Genomic DNA, 23,102 nt, shown 5'->3' with positions numbered 1-23,102 from the left:
GATGCTGTCCACGCAGCCTCAGGCCCTCGCGCCTACCCGTTCCCCGTACGTACGCCCTTCCATCATCGCCAGCGCCGTCGCCCTCGCCGGTGTCGCCCCGATGAGCCAGGCCGCCTTCTTCGAAGACAGCACGGCCACCTTCGAAACCCGCAACATGTACTTCAATCGCGACTTCCGCGACGGCACCAGCAGCCAGCAGTCCAAGCGCGACGAATGGGCCCAGGGCTTCATGCTCAACTTCGAGTCCGGCTATACCGAAGGGACCGTCGGGTTCGGCCTGGATGCCCTGGGGATGCTGGGCATCAAGCTCGACTCCAGCCCCGACCGCACCGGCAGCGGTCTGCTGCCCACCCATGACGACGGCAAGGCCGCCGACGAATACGCCAAGCTCGGCCTGACCGGCAAGGTCAAGGTCTCGAAGACCGAACTGAAGATCGGCACCCTGATCCCCGAACTGCCGACCCTGCAGCCCAACGATGGGCGCATCCTGCCGCAGACCTTCGAAGGCGGCCTGGTCACGTCCAAGGAGATCAAAGGCCTGACCTTCACCGGCGCACGCCTGGAAAAGGCCAAGGACCGCAACGACACCAACTGGGAAGACCTGGCCCTCAACAACAAGAACGGCCGCTTCGGCGGTACCTTCAGCGCCGACCATTTCGACACCGGGGGCCTGGACTACCAGTTCACCGACCGCATCACCGGCAGCTACCACTTCGCCCAGCTCGACGACATCTATCGCCAGCACTTCCTCGGCATGGTCGCCACCCAGCCGTGGGGCCCGGGCACCTTCGGCGCCGACCTGCGCCTGGCGGTCAGCGACGATGCAGGCCAGGCCAAGGCCGGCGACATCGACAACACCACGGTCAACGGCATGCTCAGCTATGCCCTGGGCGGGCACAAATTCAGCGCTGCCTACCAGCACCTGTCCGGCGACAGCGCCTTCCCCTATGTCGACGGCGCCGACCCGTACCTGGTCAACTTCGTCCAGATCAACGACTTCGCCGGTGCCGACGAGCGCTCCTGGCAGGCGCGCTACGACTACAACTTCGCCGCCCTGGGCATCCCCGGCCTGACCTTCATGACCCGCTACATCAGCGGCGACAATGTCAGCCGCGCCGACGGCAGCGAAGGCAAGGAATGGGAACGCAACACCGAGTTCAAGTACGTGGTACAAAGCGGCCCGTTGAAGGACGTCGCCGTACGCCTGCGCAATGCCACCTTCCGCTCCAACTTCGCCCGCGATGCCGACGAAGTGCGACTGCTGGTGAGCTACAGCGTGGCTCTGTGGTAACCCAATAACAACAATGCTCACGGAGAAAGACGATGACCTTTTCACTGCGCCGCCTCGTCCTCGCAACCGGCTGCCTGCTGCTGGCCGGCAACGCTTTGGCCGCCGAACCGAAACGCCCTGAATGCATCGCCCCGGCCTCGCCCGGCGGCGGTTTCGACCTGACCTGCAAGCTGGTGCAAAGCGCCCTGGTCAACGAGAAGATCCTGTCCAAGCCCATGCGCGTGACCTACATGCCCGGCGGTGTCGGCGCGGTGGCCTACAACGCCGTGGTCGCCCAGCGCCCGGCCGACGCCGGCACGCTGGTGGCCTGGTCCAGCGGTTCGCTGCTGAACCTGGCCCAGGGCAAGTTCGGCCGCTTCGACGAGAACGCCGTCAAGTGGCTCGCCGCCGTCGGCACCAGCTACGGCGCCATCGCGGTCAAGAGCGATTCACCCTTCAAGACCCTCGACGACCTGGTCGCCGCCCTGAAGAAAGACCCGGGCAAGGTGGTGATCGGCTCCGGCGGCACCGTCGGCAGCCAGGACTGGATGCAGACCGCACTGATCGCCAAGGCCGCCGGCATCAACCCACGTGACCTGCGCTACGTGGCCCTGGAAGGCGGCGGCGAAATCGCCACTGCGCTGCTGGGCGGGCATATCCAGGTCGGCTCCACCGATATCTCCGACTCCATGCCCCATATCCAGAGCGGTGACATGCGCATTCTCGCGGTGTTCGCCGAAAACCGCCTGGACGAGCCGGAAATGAAGGACATCCCCACCGCCAAGGAGCAGGGCTACGACATCGTCTGGCCGGTGGTACGCGGCTTCTACCTGGGGCCGAAGGTCAGCGAAGAGGACTATGCCTGGTGGAAGGCCTCGTTCGACAAGCTGCTGGCCTCCGAGGACTTCGCCAAGCTGCGCGACCAGCGCGAGCTCTTCCCGTTCGCCATGACCGGCCAGGAGCTGGACACCTACGTGAAGAAACAGGTCGCCGACTACAAGGCGCTGGCCCGGGAATTCGGCCTGATCCAATGACCTGCCTTGCGCCGCTCCCCCTGTGGAGCGGCCTTGTGCCGCGAAAGGGCTGCATGGCAGCCCCGGCGATTGACGCGGCATCGCTCGGGACCTGGGGCCGCTGTGCGGCCCTTTCGCGGCACAAGGCCGCTCCTACACAAGGGGCCGCGTCTTGCCGACAGACAACGAGGATTCCTTCATGATCCTGCAACGCGTTTTCGCCCTGGCCCTGCTGGCGGTGTGCGCCGCCCTGGCCGTGATGGCCTGGCCCTACCAGGCCGCGTTTTCCTATGAGCCGGTAGGCCCCCGTGCCTACCCCCTGCTGATGCTCGGGCTGATGGGCCTGGCCTTGCTCTACCTGGCCATTCGCCCTACGCCGATCGTGCGCAAGGATGACGAGCCGGAGCTCGACCGCGAGAGCCTGGTCAAGATCGTCGCCTGCATCGGCCTGCTGCTCGTCTTCGCCAGCACCTTCGAGCCCCTGGGCTTCATCCTCAGCGCCATCCTGGTCGGCGTGCCCATGGCCAGGCTGTACGGCGGTCGCTGGCTGCACAGCGCAATCGTGGTCGCTGCCATGAGCCTGCTGCTGTACTGGCTGTTCGACCGCGTGATGGATGTGCCCCTGCCCCTCGGCCTGCTGGACGTACTGGAGAACTGACACATGGATACCTTGAGCTACCTGGGCCAGGGCTTCGGCGTCGCCCTGAGCCCGTACAACTTGGTCACGGCCCTGACCGGCACCCTGATCGGCACCGTGGTCGGCCTGCTGCCGGGCCTGGGCCCGATCAATGGCGTGGCCCTGCTGATCCCCATCGCCTTCGCCCTGGGCCTGCCCCCGGAATCGGCGCTGATCCTGCTGGCCGCGGTCTACCTGGGCTGCGAGTACGGCGGGCGCATCAGCTCGATCCTGCTCAACATCCCTGGCGAAGCATCCACCGTGATGACCACCCTCGACGGCTATCCCATGGCCCGCCAGGGCCTGGCCGGCGTTGCCCTGTCGCTGTCGGCGTGGAGTTCGTTCATCGGCGCCCTGATCGCCACCTGCGGCATGGTGTTGTTCGCGCCGCTGCTGGCGAAATGGGCGATCGCCTTCGGCCCCGCGGAATACTTCGTGTTGATGGTGTTCGCCATCGTCGCCCTGGGTGGCATGGCCGGCGATAAACCGCTGAAGACATTCATCGCCGCGTTGATCGGCTTGTTCCTCTCCAGCGTCGGCATCGACGCCAACAGCGGCGTGTACCGCTTCACCGGCGACAGCGTGCACCTGGCCGACGGCATCCAGTTCGTAGTGCTGGTGCTGGGCCTGTTCTCCATCAGCGAGATCCTCCTGCTGCTGGAAAAGACCCACCACGGTCACCAGGCGGTCAAGGCCACCGGGCGTATGCTGTTCAACGTCAAGGAAGCGGCCTCGGTGTTCCTTGTGAACCTGCGCTGCGGCCTGCTCGGTTTCGTCATGGGCGTGCTGCCCGGCGCCGGTGCCACCCTGGCCAGTGCCGTGGCGTACATGACCGAGAAGCGCATCGCCGGTGACAAGGGCAAGTTCGGCAAAGGCGATGCCCGCGGCCTGGCGGCTCCGGAAACGGCCATCGGCGCTTCCTGCTGTGGCGCCCTGGTGCCGATGCTGACCCTGGGCGTCCCGGGTTCGGGCACCACCGCCGTGATGATCGGCGCGCTGACCCTGTACAACATCACCCCCGGCCCACTGCTGTTCCAACAGCAACCGGATATCGTCTGGGGCCTGATCGCCTCGCTGTTCGTCGCCAACATCATGCTGGTGATCCTGAACATCCCGATGATCCGCATCTTCACCCGTATCCTCGCGGTGCCGAACTGGGCCCTGGTGCCGGTGATCGCCATCATCACCGGGATCGGCGTGTATGCCGTGCATGCCACCACCTTCGACCTGTTCCTGATGGTCGGCATCGGCATCATGGGCTACATCCTGCGCAAGCTGGACTTCCCACTGTCGCCGATCCTGCTGGGCTTCATCCTCGGAGGGCTGATGGAGCAGAACCTGCGCCGCGCCCTGTCGATCTCCAATGGCGAACTGGGCATCCTCTGGTCGAGCCCAATCAGCATGAGCGTCTGGGTGCTGACCCTGTGCATGTTGACCCTGCCGCTGCTGCGCATCTGGCGCAAACGCAGCCTGCAACGCCGGGCGATGGCCGATGCCTGACCGGTCGTTGCCGCTGTTCTGGGCGACCGGGCTGGTCGGCCTTGCGGGCGGGTTTCTCGCAAGCTTGGTCGGCTGGCCCCTGCCATGGATGGTCGGTTCACTGTTGGCGATCATCCTGGTGCGCTGCCTGACGCCCTGGCAGCTCACGGAAATCCCCAACGGCCGCAAATGCGGCCAATGGATCATCGGTATCGGCATCGGCCTGCATTTCACCCCGGCGGTGATCGAGCAGGTCGCCGGCCATTTCGCCCTGATCCTGTTCGGCGCCTTGTTCACCACCTGCTCCAGCGTGATCAGCGTTTGGCTGCTGCGGCGCACCGGGGAAGACCGTGCCACGGCGTTCTTCGCCAGCATGCCGGGTGGTGCGGGGGAGATGGTCAACCTCGGTGCGCGCAATGGCGCGGTGATCAGCCAGGTAGCTGCAGCCCAGAGCCTGCGGGTACTGGCGGTGGTGCTGTGCATACCGGCGCTGTTCAAGTTCCTGCTCGGCGATGGCGTACCGCTGAGCCATTCGGGCAGTGTCAGCTGGGGCTGGCTGGCGTTGATCGCACCGCTTGGCGTACTGGTCGCCCTGGCCTGGCAGCGCCTGCGCCAGCCTAACCCCTGGCTGTTCGGGCCATTGCTGGTCGCGGCCAGTGTGAGCCTGGCCGGCAACCTGCAGATCGGCCTGCCCAATGGTGCCAGCCAGGTCGGCCAGTGGCTGATAGGCAGCGGCCTGGCCTGCCATTTCAACCGGGCATTCTTCCGCCGGGCGCCGTCGTTTCTGGGGCGCACCTTGCTGGCGACCTTCCTGTGCATGCTGGTTGCCGCCAGCGCGGCCTGGGCCTTGAGCGTGATGACGCAACTGGACCTGCGTTCGCTGACATTGGGGATGATGCCTGGGGGCATCGCCGAGATGAGCCTGACGGCGGAGACTCTGCAACTGTCGGTGCCATTGGTGACGGCGTTACAGATGATGCGGCTGTTGTTCGTGCTGTTTCTTGCCGAGCCGTTGTTCAGGTATTGGGTGACATATCAGCGCTGACAGGGCCGCTTCGCGCCCCAATCGCCGGCAAGCCGGCTCCCAGGTATGGCGTTGCCTCTGAAAACAGCGCAGGACACGTGGGAGCCGGCTTGCCGGCGATTGGGGCAGGAAGCGACCCTGTCTTGATTACAACGGCGGCAACGCCCAGTCGATCGGTGCCAGCCCACGCTGCTCGAGGAAGCTGTTGGTCCGGCTGAAATGCCCGCAACCGAAGAACCCGCGATACGCCGACAACGGCGAAGGGTGCACTGACTTGAGCACCAGGTGTTTGGTGCCATCGATCAGCTTCTGCTTGCTCTGGGCATGAGCCCCCCACAACAGGAACACCACGTTCTCGCACTGCTCGCTGACCACCTGGATGATCCTGTCGGTGAACGGCTGCCAACCCGCATTGGCATGGGAGGCAGCGTTGCCACGCTGCACGGTCATGGTGGTGTTGAGCAGCAACACGCCCTGCTCGGCCCAGCTTTGCAGGTAGCCATGGCTGGGGATCGGCAGGTTGAGGTCGCGGTGCAGTTCCTTGTAGATATTGACCAGCGATGGCGGCGTGGGCACGCCCGGCTGCACCGAGAAGCACAAACCATGGGCCTGGCCTGGGCCGTGATACGGGTCCTGGCCGAGGATGACCACCTTCACCTTGTCCAGCGGCGTGGAGTTCAGGGCATTGAAGATCATCGGCCCGGGCGGGTAGATCTCCTTGCCGGCCGCGTATTCCTGGCGCAGGAATTCGCGCAGCTGCTGCATGTAGGGTTGGTCGAACTCGGCGCGCAACGCGGCTTTCCAACCGGGCTCGAGCTTGATGCGATCGTCGTCAGTCATGAGGCCATCCGTAAACAATGGCGCGACACTAGGTAAGCTGCCCGGCCTTGTCAATCGATCCGACCGACGACCGGCATGATCACCCGTGGGGTCCATACTTGTGCGATGACGTACGCGAGGTTGCCCATGTCCATTCAATGCGAGGTACTCACCGGAGTCGATGGCGCGCGCATCGGCATCGCCACCCTGGATGTGCCCAAGGCGCTCAATGCCTTGAGCCTGCCGATGATCGAAGTGCTCGACCAACACCTGCACGCCTGGGCCGAAGACCCGGGCATCGTCTGCGTATTGCTGCGCGGCAACGGGCCCAAGGCTTTTTGCGCCGGCGGCGACGTACGTGCCCTGGTGCATGCTTGCCGCGAGCACCCCGGCAGCGTGCCCCCTCTGGCCGCCACCTTCTTCGCTGCCGAGTACCGGCTCGACCACCGCCTCCATACCTACCCCAAGCCTTTGCTGTGCTGGGGGCACGGCCACGTGCTGGGCGGAGGCATGGGCCTGCTGCAAGGCGCCGGGGTACGCATCGTCACGCCCAGCAGCCGGCTGGCCATGCCGGAAATCAGCATCGGCCTGTATCCCGATGTCGGCGCCAGCTGGTTCCTCGCCCGCCTGCCGGGCAAGCTCGGCCTGTTCCTGGGTTTGACCGGCGCGCCGATCAATGCCCGCGACGCTCTGGACCTGGGCCTGGCCGATCGTCTGCTCGGTGAGCACCAGCAAGAGGCATTGATCGAGGAATTGCTGCAGTTGAACTGGCAGGAGCAGACCGCACTGCAACTGAACAGCCTGCTCAAGGCCGAACAACACCGAGCATGCGCCGAACTGCCCGCAGCCCAGTGGCTGCCACGCCGGGAAGTGATCGATGGGTTGCTCGACGTGGCCGACCCGGTGGCAGCCTGGCGAGCCCTGTCAGGGTTGAGCACGCATGCCGACCCGCTGCTGGCCGAAGCTGGGCAACGTTTGCACGAAGGCTGCCCGCTGACTGCACACCTGGTCTGGGAACAGATCCGCCGCGCTCGCCACCTGTCGCTGGCCCAGGTATTCCAGATGGAATACACCATGAGCCTGAACTGCTGTCGGCACCCGGAATTCAGCGAAGGCGTGCGCGCCCGCCTGTTGGATAAAGACAACCAGCCGCGCTGGCACTGGCCGGATATCGATCAGGTACCTGCAGCGGTGGTGGAGGCGCATTTCGCCAAGGTGTGGGAAGGGCGGCATCCGTTGGCGGACCTTGGCTGAAATCGCGCCGGGAGGCCGCTTTGCGGCCTGATCGCGGGACAAGCCCGCTCCTACAGGCGATCAACGCCGCCAGTGACGGTGCCCCCCACGATCCCCATCGGACCGGCGATTTTCGCCCCTGCCATTGGAATGCCAACGCTCGTTCTGGTGGCGGCGGTTGTCGTTGCGATAGTCGTGCCGGTCCCTGTCACGCCCATAGTCGTAGCGCTGGCGGTTGCCGTAGTCGTTCCGCGGGTTGCCATGCCACTGGTTCACACGGTGGGCGGGGTATGGCTTGTAGTACGGCGAAGGTGCCGAGCGATAGTAGCGAGGGGCAGATTGGTAGTACCGGGGCTGGTAATAGCGCAGCTGCGGCGCGACATAGTAACGGTCGTGACGGTAGTAGCTGGGGTAGTAGTAGCGATCGCTCGTGTAGTAGTCCGAGCGGTAGTACCTGCCATCCTCGTAATAGGGAACGCAGGCGGAGGTAAGCAGGCCCAACAAGGCGATCAGCAGAATTCGACGGTACATGGCGGCCTCCTGGACCGCAGGCTGCCCGACACAGCGGCGCTGGCGAGCGTCGATGCAAATGCGTTCATCGACACCCGATCAGACCATCAAGCGAAGGTGCAGTGCCCTTTGCGCAATGAATTGAAACAGGTTGTCGACGACCGGAAGCCGCCGAGGTTTTTCCCCGGTAGAATCGGCTTCATTCCTGTACACCACGGCTCGAACCATGAACGATCCCCAGCGCTGCCCCGCGTGCGGCGCCCTCAACCAGTGCACCCTGGCAGACCCTCGCAGCGCCACGCAGCCGTGCTGGTGCTTCGGCGTGACCATCGACCCGGCGATACTCCAGGCCCTGCCCGAGGCATTGCGCGACAAGGCCTGCCTGTGCCCCCGTTGCGCGGCGGTGAATGACCGGCTCAAGGCAGCGCAGCCGACGGCAACCCGCTAGAATCCATCACTTTTCTCAAGACCCACCCCATGCGCCTCGACCGCTTCCTCGCCAACCTGCCCTGCTATAACCGCCAGCAGGTGCGCCTGCTGCTGGCCCAGCGGCGCGTGTGTGTCGACGGCGTGGTGGCCACCGACTCCGACCATGAGGTTCGCGAATTCAGCCGCATCGAAGTGGACGGCCAGGTGCTTCAGGCCGGGCGCCCGGCGCGCTACCTGATGCTGCACAAGCCCACCGGCTGTGTCAGCGCCACCCAGGACCCACAGCACCCTACCGTGCTCGACCTGCTGCCGGTCGAGCTGCGCGACGACCTGCACATCGCCGGCCGCCTGGACTACAACACTACTGGCCTGATGATTCTGACCAACGATGGCCAATGGTCCAGGCGCCTGACCCAGCCGAAGACGAAACTGCCGAAGGTCTACCAGGTTCACACCGAGGACGAGATCGGCGAACACTATGCAACCACGTTCCGCGAAGGGTTGTACTTCGCCTACGAAGACCTCACCACCCAGCCCGCGCACCTGGAAATCCTGGGGCCACGCCAGGCTCGGCTGGCGATCGTCGAAGGGCGTTATCACCAGGTCAAGCGCATGTTTGGGCATTTCGACAACAAGGTGGTGGGCTTGCACCGTGAGCGGATGGGCGGCATCGACCTGGATCCGGCCCTGGCGCCGGGGGAGTACCGCGACCTTACGGCCGAAGAGATCGCGATGGTGTGACTGCGCGATTGGCCTGCCCTGTTGCCCCTGACCGCCCAGCGGTTTTCCCTCGTGCATCGTCCAAACGGCACTTGCACGATCCCTACCCTGCTGCTTGAATCAAACTGGTCGGTCTGCATGTGACCAAACAGTCACAAATGCAGTCCAAGACGCCTTTTTGCCGGCCACCCAGGGCCTTGATGCCTTGGGGCACGGCAGATTGCCCACCTAGAACAAATACCGTCGACACGCGTGCCAAGGATCGACACAAGGGCTTGCGGTTTCTCTTCCAGGCGAATGCCTACCTGTCATAAACAACGTGCACCCTAGGTCACGCGAATACCTTTTTGCGCCAGGAGTCGATGACATGAGGCCAGAAATCGCTGTGCTTGATATTCAAGGTCAGTACCGGGTTTACACGGAGTTCTATCGCGCGGAAGCAGCCGAGAAGACGATCATCCTGATCAACGGCTCCCTGGCCACCACGGCCTCTTTCGCCCAGACGGTGCGCAACCTGCACCCACAGTTCAACGTCGTGCTGTACGACCAGCCCTATGCGGGCAAATCCAAGCCTTACAACCACCAGGAACGTTTGATCAGCAAGGAGACCGAGGCGCACATCCTCCTCGAGCTGATCGAACACTTCGAGGCCGACCACGTGATGTCGTTCTCCTGGGGCGGGGCCTGCACCCTGCTGGCGCTGGCGCACCAGCCGCGGCGGGTGAAGAAGGCGGTGGTGAGTTCATTCTCGCCGATCATCAACGCGCCGATGCGCGACTACCTGGAGCGCGGTTGCCAGTACCTGGCCGCCTGCGACCGCTACCAGGTCGGCAACCTGATCAACGACACCATCGGCAAGCACCTGCCGTCGCTGTTCAAACGCTTCAACTACCGCCACGTGAGCAGCCTGGACAGCCACGAGTACGCGCAGATGCACTTCCACATCAACCAGGTGCTGGAGCACGACCTGGAGCGGGCACTGAAGGCCGCGCGCAACATCGACATCCCGGTGCTGTTCATCAACGGCGACCGTGACGAGTACACCACCGTCGAAGATGCCCGGCACTTCAGCCGGCACGTCGGCCAAAGCCACTTCAGCGTGATCCGCGACGCCGGCCACTTCCTCGACATGGAGCACAAGGCCGCCTGCGAGGACACCCGCACCGCAATGCTCGGTTTCCTCAAGCCGACCGTGCGCCAGCCCCGTCAACGCAGTCATTACGTACAGGGGCAGCATGCACTGGCTATCTGAGTGGCTCGGCGACCTGTAGCCCTGTAGAACCTTGGGCTACAAGTCGCCGACAGGTCTTTTTACACACTCGGGCTTTCCAGGCCTTGGGGGATCTGGTAAAAATGTCGGCCTCTGAAGCGGGTATAGTTTATTGGTAAAACTATAGCTTCCCAAGCTATTGAGGAGGGTTCGATTCCCTCTACCCGCTCCACTCCTCCTTTCTTTTTCAGGGGAGGGCCTTTGCCCTTTACCCCGTTCCCTTGTCGTTTCCCTTCGCTTTGTGGCCTGTCGAGTGCGTTTTGTAAGCCCGCTCCCCGGACTCTGTGTCAGCGTCTATGCGACAGCCGCGCAAGCCAATTAGAGAGGGCGCGAACATGTCACCCAGCAAGCCGGAAAGCGTCTGCCATTCGGTCCTGCTCCCGTGCGGAGAGACCTAGGCCCTGAGCCAGGATTCGCCATTGACCCACGATGTCTCGGAAGTCCTCGATGATGTCGTCTGCCTGTTGGCGGTCCAGGCGGAAGTAAGCGGCCACCTCCCGAGCCAACTCAAGGTCGAGCGCGTTGTCCGCATCAGTAATGTTGAGTTTGAGGCCGTCGGCATAGGGGACAGGGTTCATGTCATAGGCCTGGGAGAGCTTCCAGCCACGGCCTGGCACAAGAATGAAGCCGTGGTTGCGAAGGTGGTCGTCAGTATTGGAGACCAGGATGTTGAATACGATTCGCGACCACAGTTCGCGCAGATCCTCATTGGGTTGCGCGCCCTGATTCATGAGTACCTCTGCGAGCTCCAGATAGCTCACCCCTGTCGAAGCATCATCGCCATCGCAGTGTCCAGTCATGGTCATCGCTGAAGCAAAATGCAGCCGGCGACCTGCATCGGTCCGATCGAAGCGGCGCACCATGAAGCAGTGATAGTCACTGGCAAACCTGCGAGCCTGCGCCGGAGCGACCTCAAGGCCACAACCGTTGGCCAAGGCATTGACCACCATTTCCCATCCACCGACATCATAGCTATCCCGTGTGCTTGGGAATTTGGCGATGTACAGGCGCCCCGCGTCGTCCACGACGCTCGCTTTGGGCCTGGCACCGCCAAGCGAACCGCCTGGCGCGATGAGCATACGCAGCCAGTCCTGCCCTTGAGCAGCGACGTTGTCGGGATCCTGTTCAAGCGCACGACTGGCCTGTTCCAGAGCACGGATTTCAGTAAAAGGCGGAGCCGCGACGTTGATTCGGTTGTCGAGAAAATCCCCGGCATCCTCCAGTCGGTACCGTAGCGCGCCCACTCGATACATATCGTGTACCCCGAGCAGGTAATCCGACTCGTAGAGTCTTGTATCCACGGGCACCAGGCCCGCCCGCTTGTCACGCTCAAATCGCCTATCCATCAGCAGGCGTCCCCAGCGGTCGGGACTGGAGTCATCGAAGACCCCGAACTTGTCCCTGGGTGGGGTGGGGTACTGCGGACCGCCGAAAGGTTGAATGCTCGGGTCCAACTGAAGCCCGGCCAGATCAGGATCTGCCAGCGCAGCATCGTCGTATTCGAACTCGAATCGCTCTGTCGCTCTGGTCCTGCGGCTGTGCAAGAAACCAAGGCGTCGGGGGCCAGACAGTCCATCCCAGTCCGCATATACGGCAATCATGCTCATGATGGCGCATTCCCTTTGCGTTTCGGCTTGCGAAGCATAGAGGTCAAACTGTCGGTGCTCACCACATCGGTGAGCAATTCCGTTTTTTCGTCACGGGCATGCTTCCATGCATCTTCAGCCGTCGACTTGTCGCCCTTCACGTCCGCTTTTGTTGTCTTAGGTGAAGAGGAACTGCGCGGCGCTCGGGCTATTGCAGCCGGATTGCGAGCGCCCCCCTGGGCAGCCTTTGGGCGGCTATGTACAGCGTCGCTCCTTATCAAACGAGCGTCTTGGAGTTGTCGACCCAAGTCATCCGCCACCGCAAGCTTTGCGAGATCGTCGGCCAATCCAAGCACCTGCATGACGGACAGGTAGGCACCAATCGTGACGCCCGATCCACCAGCTTCCAGCGAGCGCAGAGTCATGGGGGACATGCCCGCCCGTTCAGCGACTTGTTTGGCGGTCAACTTTCGGCGCAGGCGCGCAAGCTTCAGCCGCTCACCGAATTCGATGAGAAGATTGTTCGTCGCCGGCAAGAGTGGGGCTGTCTTCTTCGCCATGGCTAATATTCCATCTCTTTTCGCAGAAAACAGCCAGAATATTAGCACCTCAAGCGTCCAATCACCTAATCCCGTACGCTTCTGGCCGGAGCGAATCAGGGTTAATAGTGCCAATATTTCATGATTTCCATCAAAGAAAAGCTAGAATATTTACATCCACTTGTGAGCTGAGCCAGCGCTCGTTAACGTTTTTGAGCGGATAGCTGCGTGGGCCTTGGCAAGAAACCAAATCGAACACACGCCAAACGGCCCGGCCGACGCATTACGTCGACCGGGCCGTTTCACTTATCGCCGGGTCAGAACGGCTTGGTCGGCAGGTACTTGCCGTCCAGGGTGATCACGGCGCGGGAGCCGCCTTCTGGATCCTCGACCTTCTTGACGTCCAGCTTGAAGTTGATGGCGCTGATGATGCCGTCGCCGAATTTCTCGTGCACCAGCGCCTTGAGGGTGGTGCCGTAGACCTGCAGCATTTCGTAGAAACGGTAGATGGTCGGGTCGGTGGGGACACGGTTTTCGATGCTGCCACGCAGCGGGATGGTCTGCAGCAGGGCCACGCCATCGGCGTCCAGGCCCAGCTTGTCGCCGACCAGGCGGGCAGCCTCGGCCGGCAAGGCATGCTGGCCGAGCAGCGCCGCGGTGACGAAGGCCTCGGAGAGGCCGGTGCCTTCGGTGATCTGGGCGAACGACAAGTCCTTGCGGGCCTTGGCCAGGAGGATGACGTCGGTCAGGGCCAGGCGTGCGTTCTGGCTGACTTGGGACTGGATCATGGTGCTATCTCCGTGGTGGATTGAAGGGTTCACCCTGCTCGCTGGAGCAGGTGCGAAACGGCGCGGACGTCGGGGTTGTCCGCAAGGGAAAGAAAGGTGCCGGTACGACCATCGAAGGCGTCGATGCGCCCGCTTTCGATGTCGTAGACCCAACCGTGCAGGGTCACGCGTCCCTCTTCGAGGGCCAGGCGTACCGACGGATGCGTCTGGATATTGGCCAATTGGGCAATCACGTTCTCGCGCACCATGGCTTCGACCTTGGCATGCGGCCCGGTATGTTGGCGGGCCTCGTTGACCACCCGGGCCGATTCGGCGTAGCGCAACCAGCCGGCCACGGCAGGCATGTGGTCCAGGCACGTACAGGTGGCGATGGCGGTCATGGCGCCGCAATCGGAATGCCCACAGATCACGATGTCGGACACCCGCAGGGCCGCGACCGCATATTCCACCGAAGCCGAGACGCCGCCAGGCTCAGGGCCGTAGGACGGCACGATGTTGCCGGCGTTGCGGATGACGAACAGGTCGCCTGGCTCGCGTTGCGTGACCAGCTCCGGTACCAGCCGGCTGTCGGAGCAGGAGATGAACAGCGCGCGCGGGCTTTGTCGAGTGGCCAGGTTCCTGAACAGGCCGGCGCGCTTGGGAAAGGCGTCCCGTTGGAATTTCAGGAAGCCGTCGATGATGTCCTTCATTGCTCTAACCTCTGTCTCGCGATGCGATGGAGCAAAGGTTACGCAGCGGTTCCAATAAGGTAAAAGTCCCATTTATGATGAACCGCATCAGATAAACTTATGCGACTTCATCATGCTCGCTCGACATATCCACTACTTCCTGGCCGTGGCACAACACCATAGCTTCACCCGCGCGGCGGCGGCGCTGCATGTCTCGCAACCGGCCCTGTCGCAGCAGGTCAGGCAACTGGAAGAGAGTCTCGGCGCACAGCTGTTCGACCGCTCGGGGCGCACCACACGCCTGACCGACGCGGGCGAGGTGTACCTGCGCTACGCCCGCAAGGCCGCGCAGGAACTCGAAGAAGGCAAGCGCGCCATCCATGATGTCGCCGACCTGAGCCGGGGGGCGCTGCGGGTGGCCGTGACACCGACCTTCACCACCTACCTGATAGGCCCGCTGGTGCAGGCCTTCCATCGCCGCTACCCCAACATCACCCTGACCTTGCGTGAAATCGCCCAGGAACGCATGGAAGCACTGTTGCTGGCCGATGAGCTGGATGTGGGGATCGCATTCGATCAGGTACATGCCCAGGACATCGAGGCGCAGCTGCTGCTGGTCGAGAGCCTGGCATTGGTGGTCGGCGACGCACACCCCTTGGCTGGGCAGCGTCGTATCTCGCGAGAGGCGCTGGGCGCAGAATCCCTGGTGCTGCTGAGCGGCGAATTCGCCACCCGCGAGCAGATCGACCGCTACCTGCGCCAGCAGGATGTACGCCCACGGGTGGCGATGGAGGCCAATGCCATTGGGGCGGTGATCGAGGTGGTACGCCGCACGACGCTGTCGACCCTGCTGCCGGCCAACCTCGCCAGCGCCCATACCGACCTCACCGCCCTGGACCTGGAGCCGCTGCGCCTGCAACGCACAGCCGTGCTCCTGCAGCGCAAAGGCGCCTACCAGACAGCCGCCGCGCGTGCCTTCATCGAGGTGGCGATGCAGGTGGCAATGGCGTTGCAGAAGGCTTGAGCCCCGGCGACAGAAAAAAGGGCATGCCCGCACTCGACGAAGCATGCCCAAGCACGGTGCCCGGTATTGTGCTGTGGGGCCGGGGCACCGCTGACTCAAGGAGGGGGTAGATCAGGCGCCCTGGGTTTCCTGCCAGGCTTCATAGAGGTCCTTGCCGGCGTCGCGTGCCGGTTGGTAGATCAGCTTCATCTCGCGCTCTTCCAAGGGCCGCGCGATTTCCACGTAGCCGCGCTCGGCCGACAGGTCGTAGGGCTCGCCGTCTTCGTTGGAATAGGCGTAGTAGACCTTGCTCACGCCCGCCAGGTACATGGCGGTCAGGCACATCGAGCAGGGATAGCCACTGGCGTACACCACCGAACCGCTCAGGTCGGTGCTGCCCAGGGCCTTGGCCGCGGCGCGCACCGCCTGCATCTCGGCATGGGCGCTGGGGTCGCAGGTGGTGTCCACTTCGTTCACAGAACGGGCCAGCACCTTGCCGTCCTTGACCAGCACGGCGCCGAATGGCCAGTTGCGGCGCTCGCGCACGTTCTCCATGGCCAGGCGAATCGAGTCGATCAGGTAGGTCTCAGCGTTGGACATATAGCGTCTCCTTTCATGGGGTTGGGTTAGCTGCCGCGGTAGGTGGAAAAACTCCACGGCGAGCAGATCAGCGGCACGTGGTAGTGCTGCGCAGGATCGAATACGGTGAAGCGCACCGGCACCACGTCGGTGAGCGCAGCCTGGCCCTTGAAATGCTCGCCGATGGCGAAGCGCAGTTCGAAGTCCCCTGCCCGCGCGGCCGCGGCGGCCAGCATCGGTGCGTCCGTACGGCCGTCGGCGTTGCTGACGGTACGGTTGAGCAGTTTCGGCGGGGTGACGCCGAGGTCGTAGAGCTCGATGGGAACCCCGGCAATGGGCTTGCCGGAGGTGAGGTCGAGAATGTGGGTGCTGATGCCTGCCATGTACGTGCTCCGAATCAGGTGGATGAAGCCAGGCCAAGCGCAGGCCTAGCTGCCGCGGTAGTAGCCGTAGTTCCACGGCCCGAACTGCACCGGCAGGTGCAGGCGCTCGGCCGTGTCGTTGATGGCGAAGCGAATCGGCACCTTGGACAGGAACGTCGGCGACGGCAGCCGGGCGCCTTTCATCCGGAAGTAATCGTCGATATGCAGGAGCAACTGGTAGTTGCCGGCCTGGTAACTGTCGTCGATCAGCAGCGGCGCCTCGGTGCGACCGTTCTGGTTGATCACCAGCTTCTGCAGCAGCACCGGGCGGTCCTGCTCCATCCGCGAGAATTCCACCTGCAGGCCGGTCGCGGCCGAACCGTGGTAGGTGTCGAGAATATGAATCGTCAGGCGTGGGCTGACTCCGTGCAGGGAGATCGGCCCGGCCGCCTGGGCGGGTTGCGGGTTGGCCGTGGCCGCCAGCCCCTGGCGGGCGACCAGCAGGCCGCCGGCCAGAGCCAGGGTCCCCATGACGAACTGACGACGGTTGGGGGCGATAGGGTCATTCATGGCTCAACCCTCCTTGCGACGCGCTTGGGCGATGCCCACGATCACCAGCACCGCAGCCAGCAGCTCGATGGCCGCCACCAGGTACAGGCCTGGGGCCAGGCTGCCGGTTGTATTCTTGACCAGGCCCAGCACATAGGGTGCGCCGAAGCCTGCCAGGTTCGATACCGAGTTGATCAGGGCCACGCCGATGGCCGCGGCGCTGCCGGCCAGGTACAGGTTGGGCAACTGCCAGAACACCGGGATCGCGCTCATGGTGCCCGCCAGGGCGATCACCATCGCGGCCATCACCAGCGCCGGCATCACACTGGTGACGCCGAGCATCACCGCCATCAGGGCCATGGCCACGGCACCGACGGCAGCCGGTACGGCGAAGTGCCAGCGCACTTCCTTGTGGCGGTCCGAACGTGCGCCGTTGAGTATCATCCCGGCGGCGCCGAAGACGTAGGCGAAGGCCGCGATCCAGCCGATCACCATGGTCGAGCCGAAGCCTGCGTCGCGAATGATGGTGGGGATCCAGAACGTCAGCGCCGAGTTCGCGCACAACAGGCAGAAGAAGATGCCGATCAGCAGCCAGACCTTCGGGTTGCGGAACAGCTGGCGCCAGTCATGGCCACGTTCGCCGAGCGCACGGCGGTCATTCTCCAGGACATTGCCCAGCAGTTGCTTTTCCGCGCCCGTGAGCCACTTGGCCTGGTCGGGGCGGTCGGTCATGTAGAAGAACGCCACGATACCGGCCAGCACCGAAGGGATGCCTTCGATCACGAACAACCATTGCCAGCCATGGTGCCCGGCTGCGCCATCCATGGAGGTCATGATGCTGCCGGCCAGCGGCCCGCCGAGCACGCCGGCGATGGCCGAGGCCGACATGAAGGTGCCGAAGGCCTTGGCGCGGCGAGAGCTGGGGTACCAATAGGTGAGGTAGAGAATGATCCCAGGGTAGAAGCCGGCTTCGAATGCGCCCAGAAGGAAGCGCAGGATGTAGAACTCGGTGGGCGTGGTGACGAATGCCTGGAGGATGCAGATGATCCCCCAGCCGATGGTGATGCGCATGATGGTCTTCTTCGCGCCGATCTTCTGCAGCAAGGCGTTTGAGGGCACCTCGAAGAAGAAATAGCCGAGGAAGAAGATGCCGGCGCCCAGGCCATAGACCGCCTCGCTGAACTGCAGCGTGTCGAGCATCTGCAACTTGGCGAAACCGATATTGACCCGGTCCAGCCAGGCCAGCACCCAGAGGATGCAGAGGAACGGAAGCAGCCTCCAGGAGACCTTGCGGAACACGGCGTCTTCGGCGCAAGACTGCGTGGCGGGTTGGATTGACGCGTGCTGTTCGGTGACAGACATGGTGGACTCCTGCAAGGGAATCGACCTTCCGGTGTCGTGGGCGCACCGACCATGAATCGGGCCTGCAGCATCAACGACGTCGGGGGCCGTATTTTTGTTGTGGACCTCCACCATAGGTCAGCATCCGGCGCACCAACATCGCCATAGCGTTATAGACCCCATAGCAAACTCGTAGTCATGCAGGTTTGAAGCCGTCTGCAGGGCCGCTTGGGTTTACCTGGACATGGGCCGCGCGCGCCCGACGTTGCCGCTGCCGCAGGCCAGCCAGTAAAGTGCGGGCGATAATCGACAACAACAGCTGCGGACTTCGAGAACGCCATGCGTAGCGATGAGCCCCTGGATACCTACCTTTTGCGTGTCCTGTGCACCCTGGTCGAGGAACGAAGCGTTTCCCGCACCGCCATCCGGATGAACCAGTCGCAACCGGCCCTGAGCACCGCGCTCAAGCGGTTGCGCAAGCTGTTCGGCGACCCCTTGCTGATCCGCGAAAAGAACGAGATGGTCCCGACCGAGCGCGCCTTGCACCTGGTCCAGGATGCCCAGGTCGCCCTGCAGGCGCTGGAAAAGATGCTCAGCGCCGACGAATCGTTCGACCCGGTGCGTTCGGAACGCACCTTCACCATCGCCATGCCTGACTACCTGGCGCCGCCGTTTCTCGCCGACCTGGTCCGGCGCTTTCGCCAGGCTGCGCCGAAATCCAGGCTGGTGACACTGCCGCTGGGCAGTGAATACGACTACGAAAAGGCCCTGGCCGAAGGCCAGGTGGACCTGGTCATCGGCAACTGGCCGACGCCGCCCGAACACTTGCACATGGCCGTGCTGCTCGAGGACGAGGTGATCTGCCTGATGGCCAAGGACAACCCGCTGGCCAAGGCCGGCAAGCTCACCGCCCAGAGCTACATCAACGCCTCGCACCTGGTGCCGCTGCCCTACTCCAGTTCCCAGCGCGGCGTGGTGGAAAGCACCCTGGCCACCCTGCGCCTGAGCCGGGGCAAACAGGTATCTTGCCCCTATTTCAGCCTGGCGCCCTACCTGGTGGGCGAGTCGGACCTGATCCTGACCACCGCCCGGCATTTTGCCGCCTACTATGCGCGGCGCCTGCCGCTGGTCATCAAGCCCTCACCGTTCGATTTCCCGCTGATGCGCTTCTACGCCCTCTGGCACCCCAACAAGCACCGCTCCAATGCGCACATGTGGCTGCGTGGCTTGCTGGCCGAAAGCGCCGGTGTACTCAAGGCCATCGGTGCCAGCCTATAGCGTTGCAGGCCAGGGCAAGCGGGGAAAATGCGTCGATTGTTATACGCCCAATAGGGCCTGGCACCTGTCGGAGTCGAAAACGGCGTTCCTATACTCGGGCCTCGTTTTGGCTTCCCAGGATTCAACGACCATGTCCCAGCCCCAACCGCATGCCACCAGCCTCGCCGCGATCAACGCGATGGACAAGGCACAGTTCATCCAGGCCCTCGGCGATATCTTCGAGCACTCGCCCGATGTGGCCGAGGATGCCTGGAACGCCCGGCCGTTCGCCTCGGTGGCCTCGCTGCACGACGCCATGATGGCGAGCATTCGCGCCCGCGACATCGAGGCGCGAAAGGCCTTCTTCGATCGCCACCCGGAACTCTCCGCCGAGGCCGTGCGCGGTGGCGGGCTGACCAATGCCTCGGTCGACGAGCAGACCAGCGCCGGCCTGGATGCCTTGTCCCAGGACGAGGAAGCGCACCTGCAACGGATGAACCGCCAGTACCGCGAGCGCCACGGCTTCCCCTTCATCATCTGCGTACGCCACTACACCAAGGCCGGGATCTTCTTCGAACTGGAAAACCGCGTGGCCCGCGAGACACCGTTCGAACTGGACTATGCACTGAACCAGATCAAGGCCATCACCCGCGGGCGGCTGAACCAGCGCGTGGCGTGATTGCAGCCGCATCTACAGGGGCGGAGGATCATTTGCAGAGCGATGACCTGCCCCTTGGGATGCGTTGCCATACAGAGCACATGCAACAAGCACAACGCCTATGGGAGCGGGGTTCCCCGCATCCGTGAGGAAATGACCTACGTACTTGCAGGAGCACTTCTTATTCAGGGGGATGACGCAAGACAGATAGTCTTCTGCTCTCCATTCCTGTAGCGCTGACATGCCAGGCACTACGCCAATGACGTATGCCATGCTATGCTTTTCATCGAAACGCCAGTGTTCACCAAACGCGTAAAAAGCCTGCTCGATGACGAGGCCTATCGTGCGTTGCAATTGAAACTAATGGGCACGCCCGAAGCAGGTGACCTCATCGAGGGTACAGGCGAATTACGCAAGATTCGTGTCGCAGCAAAAGGCCATGGAACACGTGGCGGAGCCAGGGTTATCTATTACCACTTCGTATCCGCCTCGCAACTGGCCATGCTCTACATCTACCCCAAGAACGAAGAGCAGGAGTTGTCCAGCGCCAAACGCAGCGCATTGAGAACGATCATCGAAAACTGGAAGCGGTCATGAGTAGATTCTTCGACGAGCTGATGGAAAGCGTCCAACAGATGGACGAGATTGTACAAGGTACCCGCAAACCTTCTCGCATCTTCGAAATCGATGCCCTGCAAGTGAGAAACATACGCAAGGCCACTGGCCTTTCACAGGCACGTTTCGCAGAGATGATCGACGTTCAGGTTGCGACATTGCGTAACTGGGAGCAAGGACGCCGAGAACCTACCGGCGCAGCCAAGGCGCTACTGCGGGCGATACACAACGATCCCGAACATGTGCTCAAAGCCTTGTCCCATTGAGCTACCGGGCCGGACGGATGCACGGAGGCTGGCTGTCCCGCACAACCTGCCCGGCATGCTAAAGTCCCCGCGTTTCCCGCCCAGCCCAATGGACTCATCATGCCCGCTCTCGATGCCCACTTGCCCGCCTGGCAGGTGCTCAACGACCGCCACCCCTGTTCTGCCCTGCTGCTGGGCAACGGCGCCAGCCGCGCCTTGTGGAAGCCGTTCGGCTATTTCTCGTTGTTCGAGGAGGCGCAACGGGTCCGTCACAAGGCGCTCGGCATAAGCGACCAGGCGCTGTTCAAGGCCCTGGGTACCGAGCTGTTCGAACCGGTACTGAGCACCCTCAACACCACCGTGCGTGCCAATGCCGCATTAGCGATCAATTCCACCGCACCGCTGAACCGCTACTACTCGATCAAGGAAGCCCTGATCCACGCCATACGCGCAGTACACGTGCCCTGGGCGCGGGTGCCGGGCGATACGCTGGCGACGATCAACCAGGCTTTGCGCGACTATCGCAACGTCTATACCAGCAACTATGACCTGGTGCTGCCCTGGGCCCTGCAGCAAGCGCCCGAAGGCTTCGCCGCGCTGTTCGACGAACAGGGCTTCTTCGATGTGCGCCGCACCTCAGGCGAAGGTACCCGGGTCGTCCACCTGCACGGTGGCCTGCACCTGCTCAAGCTGCCCGACGGCACCACGCGCCAGCGCAGCGCCGAATGCACGGAGCTGCTCGATGGCTTTGCCGTGAACATTCCCGGCGAGGTGCCGCTGTTCGTCAACGAGGGCCGCAGCGACGAAAAACTGCGAGCCATCCGCGCGTCTGACTATCTGTCCTGGGGGTTGGGCCAATTGGCCATGGAGCGCGAGGGCCTGTGCCTGTTCGGCCAACACCTGGACGCCAGCGACCAGCACCTGCTCGATGCCATCCGCCAGGCGCGGCCACGGCATTTATCGATCGCCATCCGGCCGTTGAGCGAAGCGTCGGTCATCAACCAGAAGCAGCATTTCGTTCAGCGGTTTGCCGACACGCCGGAAACGGCGCTGCATTTCTTCGATGCCAGCAGCCATCCGCTAGGTAGCTCTGAACTGGCGATCGAGGTGCCGGTGGAGCGTGCTCGCCAACGCTGAGTGCGCATGGGGCCGCTACGCGCCCCTATCGCGGGACAAGCCCGCTCCCACAGGGCTGCAAAGCAGCCCCAAACAATCACACCGCGATCAACCCATCCTGGCGCAACAACGTCTCCAGGCAATGCTCCTGCACGCCGTAGAACGCCTTGAGCTGCCCGATCTTCTCCAGCAGCGCGCGGTTGTCCACCGGCTGCCGGCGCTTGACCGCCAGGATCATCTTGTTCTTGTTGGTGTGCTCCAACGAAATGAACTCGAACACCTTGGTTTCGTACCCGCAAGCTTCCAGATAGATCGCGCGCAGGCTGTCGGTGAGCATCTCGGCCTGCTGGCCGAGGTGCAGGCCATACTGCAGCATCGGCTGCAGCAGCCCCGGGCTGTGCAACTGCGGGCGGATCTGCTTGTGGCAGCACGGCGAGCACATGATGATCGCAGCGTTGCAGCGGATACCGGTGTGGATGGCGTAGTCGGTGGCGATGTCGCAAGCGTGCAGGGCAATCATCACTTCGATGGCCTCCGGCACCACACTGCGCACATCGCCGCACTGGAAGTCGAGGCCCGGGTGCTCCAGGCGCGCGGCGGCGGCATTGCACAGATCGACCATGTCCTGGCGCAGTTCGACGCCGGTCACCTGGGCGTCACGGGCCAAGGTGTTGCGCAGGTAGTCGTGCATGGCGAAGGTCAGGTAGCCCTTGCCCGAACCGAAGTCCGCCACCCGCAGCAGCTGGTCCGCAGCCAGCGGCGCGCTGGCCAGGGCATGGTCGAAGACCTCGATGAACTTGTTGATCTGCTTCCATTTGCGCGACATCGACGGAATCAGCGCGCCTTGGGCGTCGGTCACGCCCAGGTCGCGCAGGAAGGGTCGCGACAGCTCCAGGTAGCGCTTCTTCTCCCGGTCGTGGGCCGCGCCTGCCTGTTCACGGGCCGGCTGGGCGACATGGCGCTGGAGCATTGGCTTGCCTTTCTTGCTGAAGCCCAACTGCACCTCGCCCTCGGCGCTGAACAGGTGGGCATTGCGAAAGCTTTCCGGCAGCAGATCGGCTACCAGTGCCTGGGCCTGATCCAACGGCAGGTTGCGAGTGATGTCGCGGGTCTGGTGACGGTAGACCAGCGACAGGCACGGCTGGCCCTTGACCACCACGGGCTTGGCAATGATGCGCTGCAAGGTCTGGTCAGCGCCGACATGGCGCGCCAGCACCAGCTTGGCCAAGCTGCCCCCGTGCAGGGCATCGGCCAGAAGGCCAAGGAACTGGGCACGCGCATCCGGCGCGGTGGTGGCGGAAGGTGTGGCGGACATGGGAATCGGGTGCCTCGAAATGCGGGAAGCGCAACGCG

The 23,102-nt window shown here is 63.4% G+C and carries 26 protein-coding genes and 1 tRNA gene; 16 read left to right on the top strand and 11 right to left on the bottom strand.

Annotated features, from left to right (window positions below):
- The first annotated feature begins 1 nt into the window (after window position 1).
- The 5 genes from ACXHGZ_RS03755 to ACXHGZ_RS03735 all read left to right on the top strand — a co-directional run bounded on the left by ACXHGZ_RS03755 (window position 2) and on the right by ACXHGZ_RS03735 (window position 5,483).
- On the top strand, window positions 2-1,291 hold the full coding sequence (locus ACXHGZ_RS03755; protein ID WP_480462462.1) for an OprD family porin: 1,290 nt from the start codon (window positions 2-4) through the stop codon (window positions 1,289-1,291).
- Window positions 1,292-1,323: 32 nt separating this feature from the next.
- A complete protein-coding gene (locus ACXHGZ_RS03750; protein WP_480462460.1) occupies window positions 1,324-2,304 on the top strand; it encodes a Bug family tripartite tricarboxylate transporter substrate binding protein in 981 nt (326 codons plus the stop codon).
- A 178-nt stretch (window positions 2,305-2,482) separates the two neighbouring features.
- Entirely contained in the window at window positions 2,483-2,941 is a 459-nt protein-coding gene (locus ACXHGZ_RS03745; RefSeq protein ID WP_084855918.1) for a tripartite tricarboxylate transporter TctB family protein, read from the top strand.
- A gap of 3 nt (window positions 2,942-2,944) precedes the next feature.
- Entirely contained in the window at window positions 2,945-4,459 is a 1,515-nt protein-coding gene (locus ACXHGZ_RS03740) for a tripartite tricarboxylate transporter permease (protein ID WP_480462458.1), read from the top strand.
- Window positions 4,452-5,483 carry an AbrB family transcriptional regulator gene (locus ACXHGZ_RS03735; protein WP_480462456.1) on the top strand — a complete coding sequence of 344 codons (1,032 nt, stop codon included), beginning with the start codon at window positions 4,452-4,454 and terminating at the stop codon, window positions 5,481-5,483. Before ACXHGZ_RS03740 ends, ACXHGZ_RS03735 begins: the two co-directional genes overlap by 8 nt.
- 126 nt (window positions 5,484-5,609) lie before the next feature.
- Here ACXHGZ_RS03735 and ung read toward each other — a convergent pair whose 3' ends face one another.
- Window positions 5,610-6,302 (bottom strand): uracil-DNA glycosylase, encoded by a 693-nt coding sequence (ung, locus tag ACXHGZ_RS03730; protein WP_480462454.1) that lies wholly within the window; start codon window positions 6,300-6,302, stop codon window positions 5,610-5,612.
- Between the two features lie 126 nt (window positions 6,303-6,428).
- Between ung and dspII the strand changes: the two genes are divergently transcribed.
- Window positions 6,429-7,535 (top strand): enoyl-CoA hydratase/isomerase DspII, encoded by a 1,107-nt coding sequence (gene dspII / locus ACXHGZ_RS03725; protein ID WP_480462452.1) that lies wholly within the window; start codon window positions 6,429-6,431, stop codon window positions 7,533-7,535.
- 60 nt (window positions 7,536-7,595) lie between these two features.
- Here the strand turns inward: dspII and ACXHGZ_RS03720 are convergent, their stop codons facing one another.
- A complete protein-coding gene (locus ACXHGZ_RS03720; protein ID WP_480462450.1) occupies window positions 7,596-8,045 on the bottom strand; it encodes a hypothetical protein in 450 nt (149 codons plus the stop codon).
- Window positions 8,046-8,250: 205 nt separating this feature from the next.
- Between ACXHGZ_RS03720 and ACXHGZ_RS03715 the strand changes: the two genes are divergently transcribed.
- From ACXHGZ_RS03715 to ACXHGZ_RS03700, 4 genes are all read left to right on the top strand, one after another.
- The gene (locus ACXHGZ_RS03715; protein ID WP_480462448.1) at window positions 8,251-8,472 is read left to right on the top strand and encodes a cysteine-rich CWC family protein; all 222 of its coding nucleotides are present in this window, start codon (window positions 8,251-8,253) and stop codon (window positions 8,470-8,472) included.
- Window positions 8,473-8,501: 29 nt separating this feature from the next.
- Window positions 8,502-9,194, top strand: a complete 693-nt coding sequence (locus tag ACXHGZ_RS03710) for a pseudouridine synthase (protein ID WP_480462446.1) — start codon at window positions 8,502-8,504, stop codon at window positions 9,192-9,194.
- 346 nt (window positions 9,195-9,540) lie between these two features.
- Window positions 9,541-10,425 carry an alpha/beta fold hydrolase gene (locus ACXHGZ_RS03705; RefSeq protein ID WP_480462444.1) on the top strand — a complete coding sequence of 295 codons (885 nt, stop codon included), beginning with the start codon at window positions 9,541-9,543 and terminating at the stop codon, window positions 10,423-10,425.
- A 116-nt stretch (window positions 10,426-10,541) separates the two neighbouring features.
- A tRNA-Gly gene (locus tag ACXHGZ_RS03700) sits at window positions 10,542-10,615 on the top strand.
- A gap of 166 nt (window positions 10,616-10,781) precedes the next feature.
- On the opposite strand, the gene ACXHGZ_RS03695 is transcribed toward ACXHGZ_RS03700, so the two are convergent.
- The 4 genes from ACXHGZ_RS03695 to ACXHGZ_RS03680 all read right to left on the bottom strand — a co-directional run bounded on the left by ACXHGZ_RS03695 (window position 10,782) and on the right by ACXHGZ_RS03680 (window position 14,045).
- Window positions 10,782-12,050 (bottom strand): type II toxin-antitoxin system HipA family toxin, encoded by a 1,269-nt coding sequence (locus tag ACXHGZ_RS03695; RefSeq protein ID WP_480462442.1) that lies wholly within the window; start codon window positions 12,048-12,050, stop codon window positions 10,782-10,784.
- Window positions 12,047-12,589 carry a helix-turn-helix domain-containing protein gene (locus tag ACXHGZ_RS03690; protein WP_480462441.1) on the bottom strand — a complete coding sequence of 181 codons (543 nt, stop codon included), beginning with the start codon at window positions 12,587-12,589 and terminating at the stop codon, window positions 12,047-12,049. Before ACXHGZ_RS03690 ends, ACXHGZ_RS03695 begins: the two co-directional genes overlap by 4 nt.
- Window positions 12,590-12,885: 296 nt before the next feature.
- Window positions 12,886-13,356, bottom strand: coding sequence for a cyanase (gene cynS / locus ACXHGZ_RS03685; RefSeq protein ID WP_480462440.1), 471 nt, complete (start codon window positions 13,354-13,356; stop codon window positions 12,886-12,888).
- Window positions 13,357-13,385: 29 nt separating this feature from the next.
- Window positions 13,386-14,045, bottom strand: a complete 660-nt coding sequence (locus tag ACXHGZ_RS03680) for a carbonic anhydrase (protein WP_480462438.1) — start codon at window positions 14,043-14,045, stop codon at window positions 13,386-13,388.
- A gap of 112 nt (window positions 14,046-14,157) precedes the next feature.
- Here ACXHGZ_RS03680 and cynR point away from each other — a divergent pair, with 112 nt between their 5' ends.
- Window positions 14,158-15,048 carry a transcriptional regulator CynR gene (cynR, locus tag ACXHGZ_RS03675; RefSeq protein WP_480462437.1) on the top strand — a complete coding sequence of 297 codons (891 nt, stop codon included), beginning with the start codon at window positions 14,158-14,160 and terminating at the stop codon, window positions 15,046-15,048.
- 111 nt (window positions 15,049-15,159) lie between these two features.
- Here cynR and ACXHGZ_RS03670 read toward each other — a convergent pair whose 3' ends face one another.
- Genes ACXHGZ_RS03670 through ACXHGZ_RS03655 form a run of 4 tightly spaced genes read right to left on the bottom strand, consistent with a single transcriptional unit; the run spans window position 15,160 to window position 17,879 of the window.
- Window positions 15,160-15,627: a nucleoside deaminase gene (locus ACXHGZ_RS03670; protein WP_084855896.1), complete on the bottom strand. Its 468-nt coding sequence runs from the start codon at window positions 15,625-15,627 to the stop codon at window positions 15,160-15,162.
- Window positions 15,628-15,653: 26 nt separating this feature from the next.
- Entirely contained in the window at window positions 15,654-15,989 is a 336-nt protein-coding gene (uraH, locus tag ACXHGZ_RS03665; RefSeq protein WP_480462436.1) for a hydroxyisourate hydrolase, read from the bottom strand.
- A gap of 45 nt (window positions 15,990-16,034) precedes the next feature.
- Window positions 16,035-16,538, bottom strand: coding sequence for a hydroxyisourate hydrolase (uraH, locus tag ACXHGZ_RS03660; protein WP_480462435.1), 504 nt, complete (start codon window positions 16,536-16,538; stop codon window positions 16,035-16,037).
- A gap of 3 nt (window positions 16,539-16,541) precedes the next feature.
- Window positions 16,542-17,879 carry an MFS transporter gene (locus ACXHGZ_RS03655; RefSeq protein WP_480462433.1) on the bottom strand — a complete coding sequence of 446 codons (1,338 nt, stop codon included), beginning with the start codon at window positions 17,877-17,879 and terminating at the stop codon, window positions 16,542-16,544.
- Window positions 17,880-18,197: 318 nt separating this feature from the next.
- Between ACXHGZ_RS03655 and ACXHGZ_RS03650 the strand changes: the two genes are divergently transcribed.
- From ACXHGZ_RS03650 to ACXHGZ_RS03630, 5 genes are all read left to right on the top strand, one after another.
- Window positions 18,198-19,136: a LysR substrate-binding domain-containing protein gene (locus ACXHGZ_RS03650; RefSeq protein WP_480462431.1), complete on the top strand. Its 939-nt coding sequence runs from the start codon at window positions 18,198-18,200 to the stop codon at window positions 19,134-19,136.
- A 130-nt stretch (window positions 19,137-19,266) separates the two neighbouring features.
- Window positions 19,267-19,794 carry a 2-oxo-4-hydroxy-4-carboxy-5-ureidoimidazoline decarboxylase gene (gene uraD, locus ACXHGZ_RS03645; protein ID WP_084855887.1) on the top strand — a complete coding sequence of 176 codons (528 nt, stop codon included), beginning with the start codon at window positions 19,267-19,269 and terminating at the stop codon, window positions 19,792-19,794.
- Window positions 19,795-20,049: 255 nt separating this feature from the next.
- A complete protein-coding gene (locus tag ACXHGZ_RS03640) occupies window positions 20,050-20,370 on the top strand; it encodes a type II toxin-antitoxin system RelE/ParE family toxin (RefSeq protein WP_480462429.1) in 321 nt (106 codons plus the stop codon).
- Window positions 20,367-20,654, top strand: coding sequence for a NadS family protein (nadS, locus tag ACXHGZ_RS03635; RefSeq protein ID WP_084855885.1), 288 nt, complete (start codon window positions 20,367-20,369; stop codon window positions 20,652-20,654). The genes ACXHGZ_RS03640 and nadS overlap by 4 nt, the downstream gene beginning before the upstream one ends.
- Window positions 20,655-20,753: 99 nt before the next feature.
- Complete coding sequence (locus ACXHGZ_RS03630; protein ID WP_480462427.1) at window positions 20,754-21,770, top strand: DUF4917 family protein; 1,017 nt, start codon at window positions 20,754-20,756, stop codon at window positions 21,768-21,770.
- A gap of 76 nt (window positions 21,771-21,846) precedes the next feature.
- Here ACXHGZ_RS03630 and ACXHGZ_RS03625 read toward each other — a convergent pair whose 3' ends face one another.
- Window positions 21,847-23,064: a class I SAM-dependent methyltransferase gene (locus ACXHGZ_RS03625; RefSeq protein ID WP_480462426.1), complete on the bottom strand. Its 1,218-nt coding sequence runs from the start codon at window positions 23,062-23,064 to the stop codon at window positions 21,847-21,849.
- Window positions 23,065-23,102 lie beyond the last annotated feature (38 nt).

Source organism: Pseudomonas shiyinii, from assembly GCF_056725765.1.
Note: the sequence above shows the minus strand (reverse complement) of the source record. Positions and strands in the feature narration are given on the sequence as shown.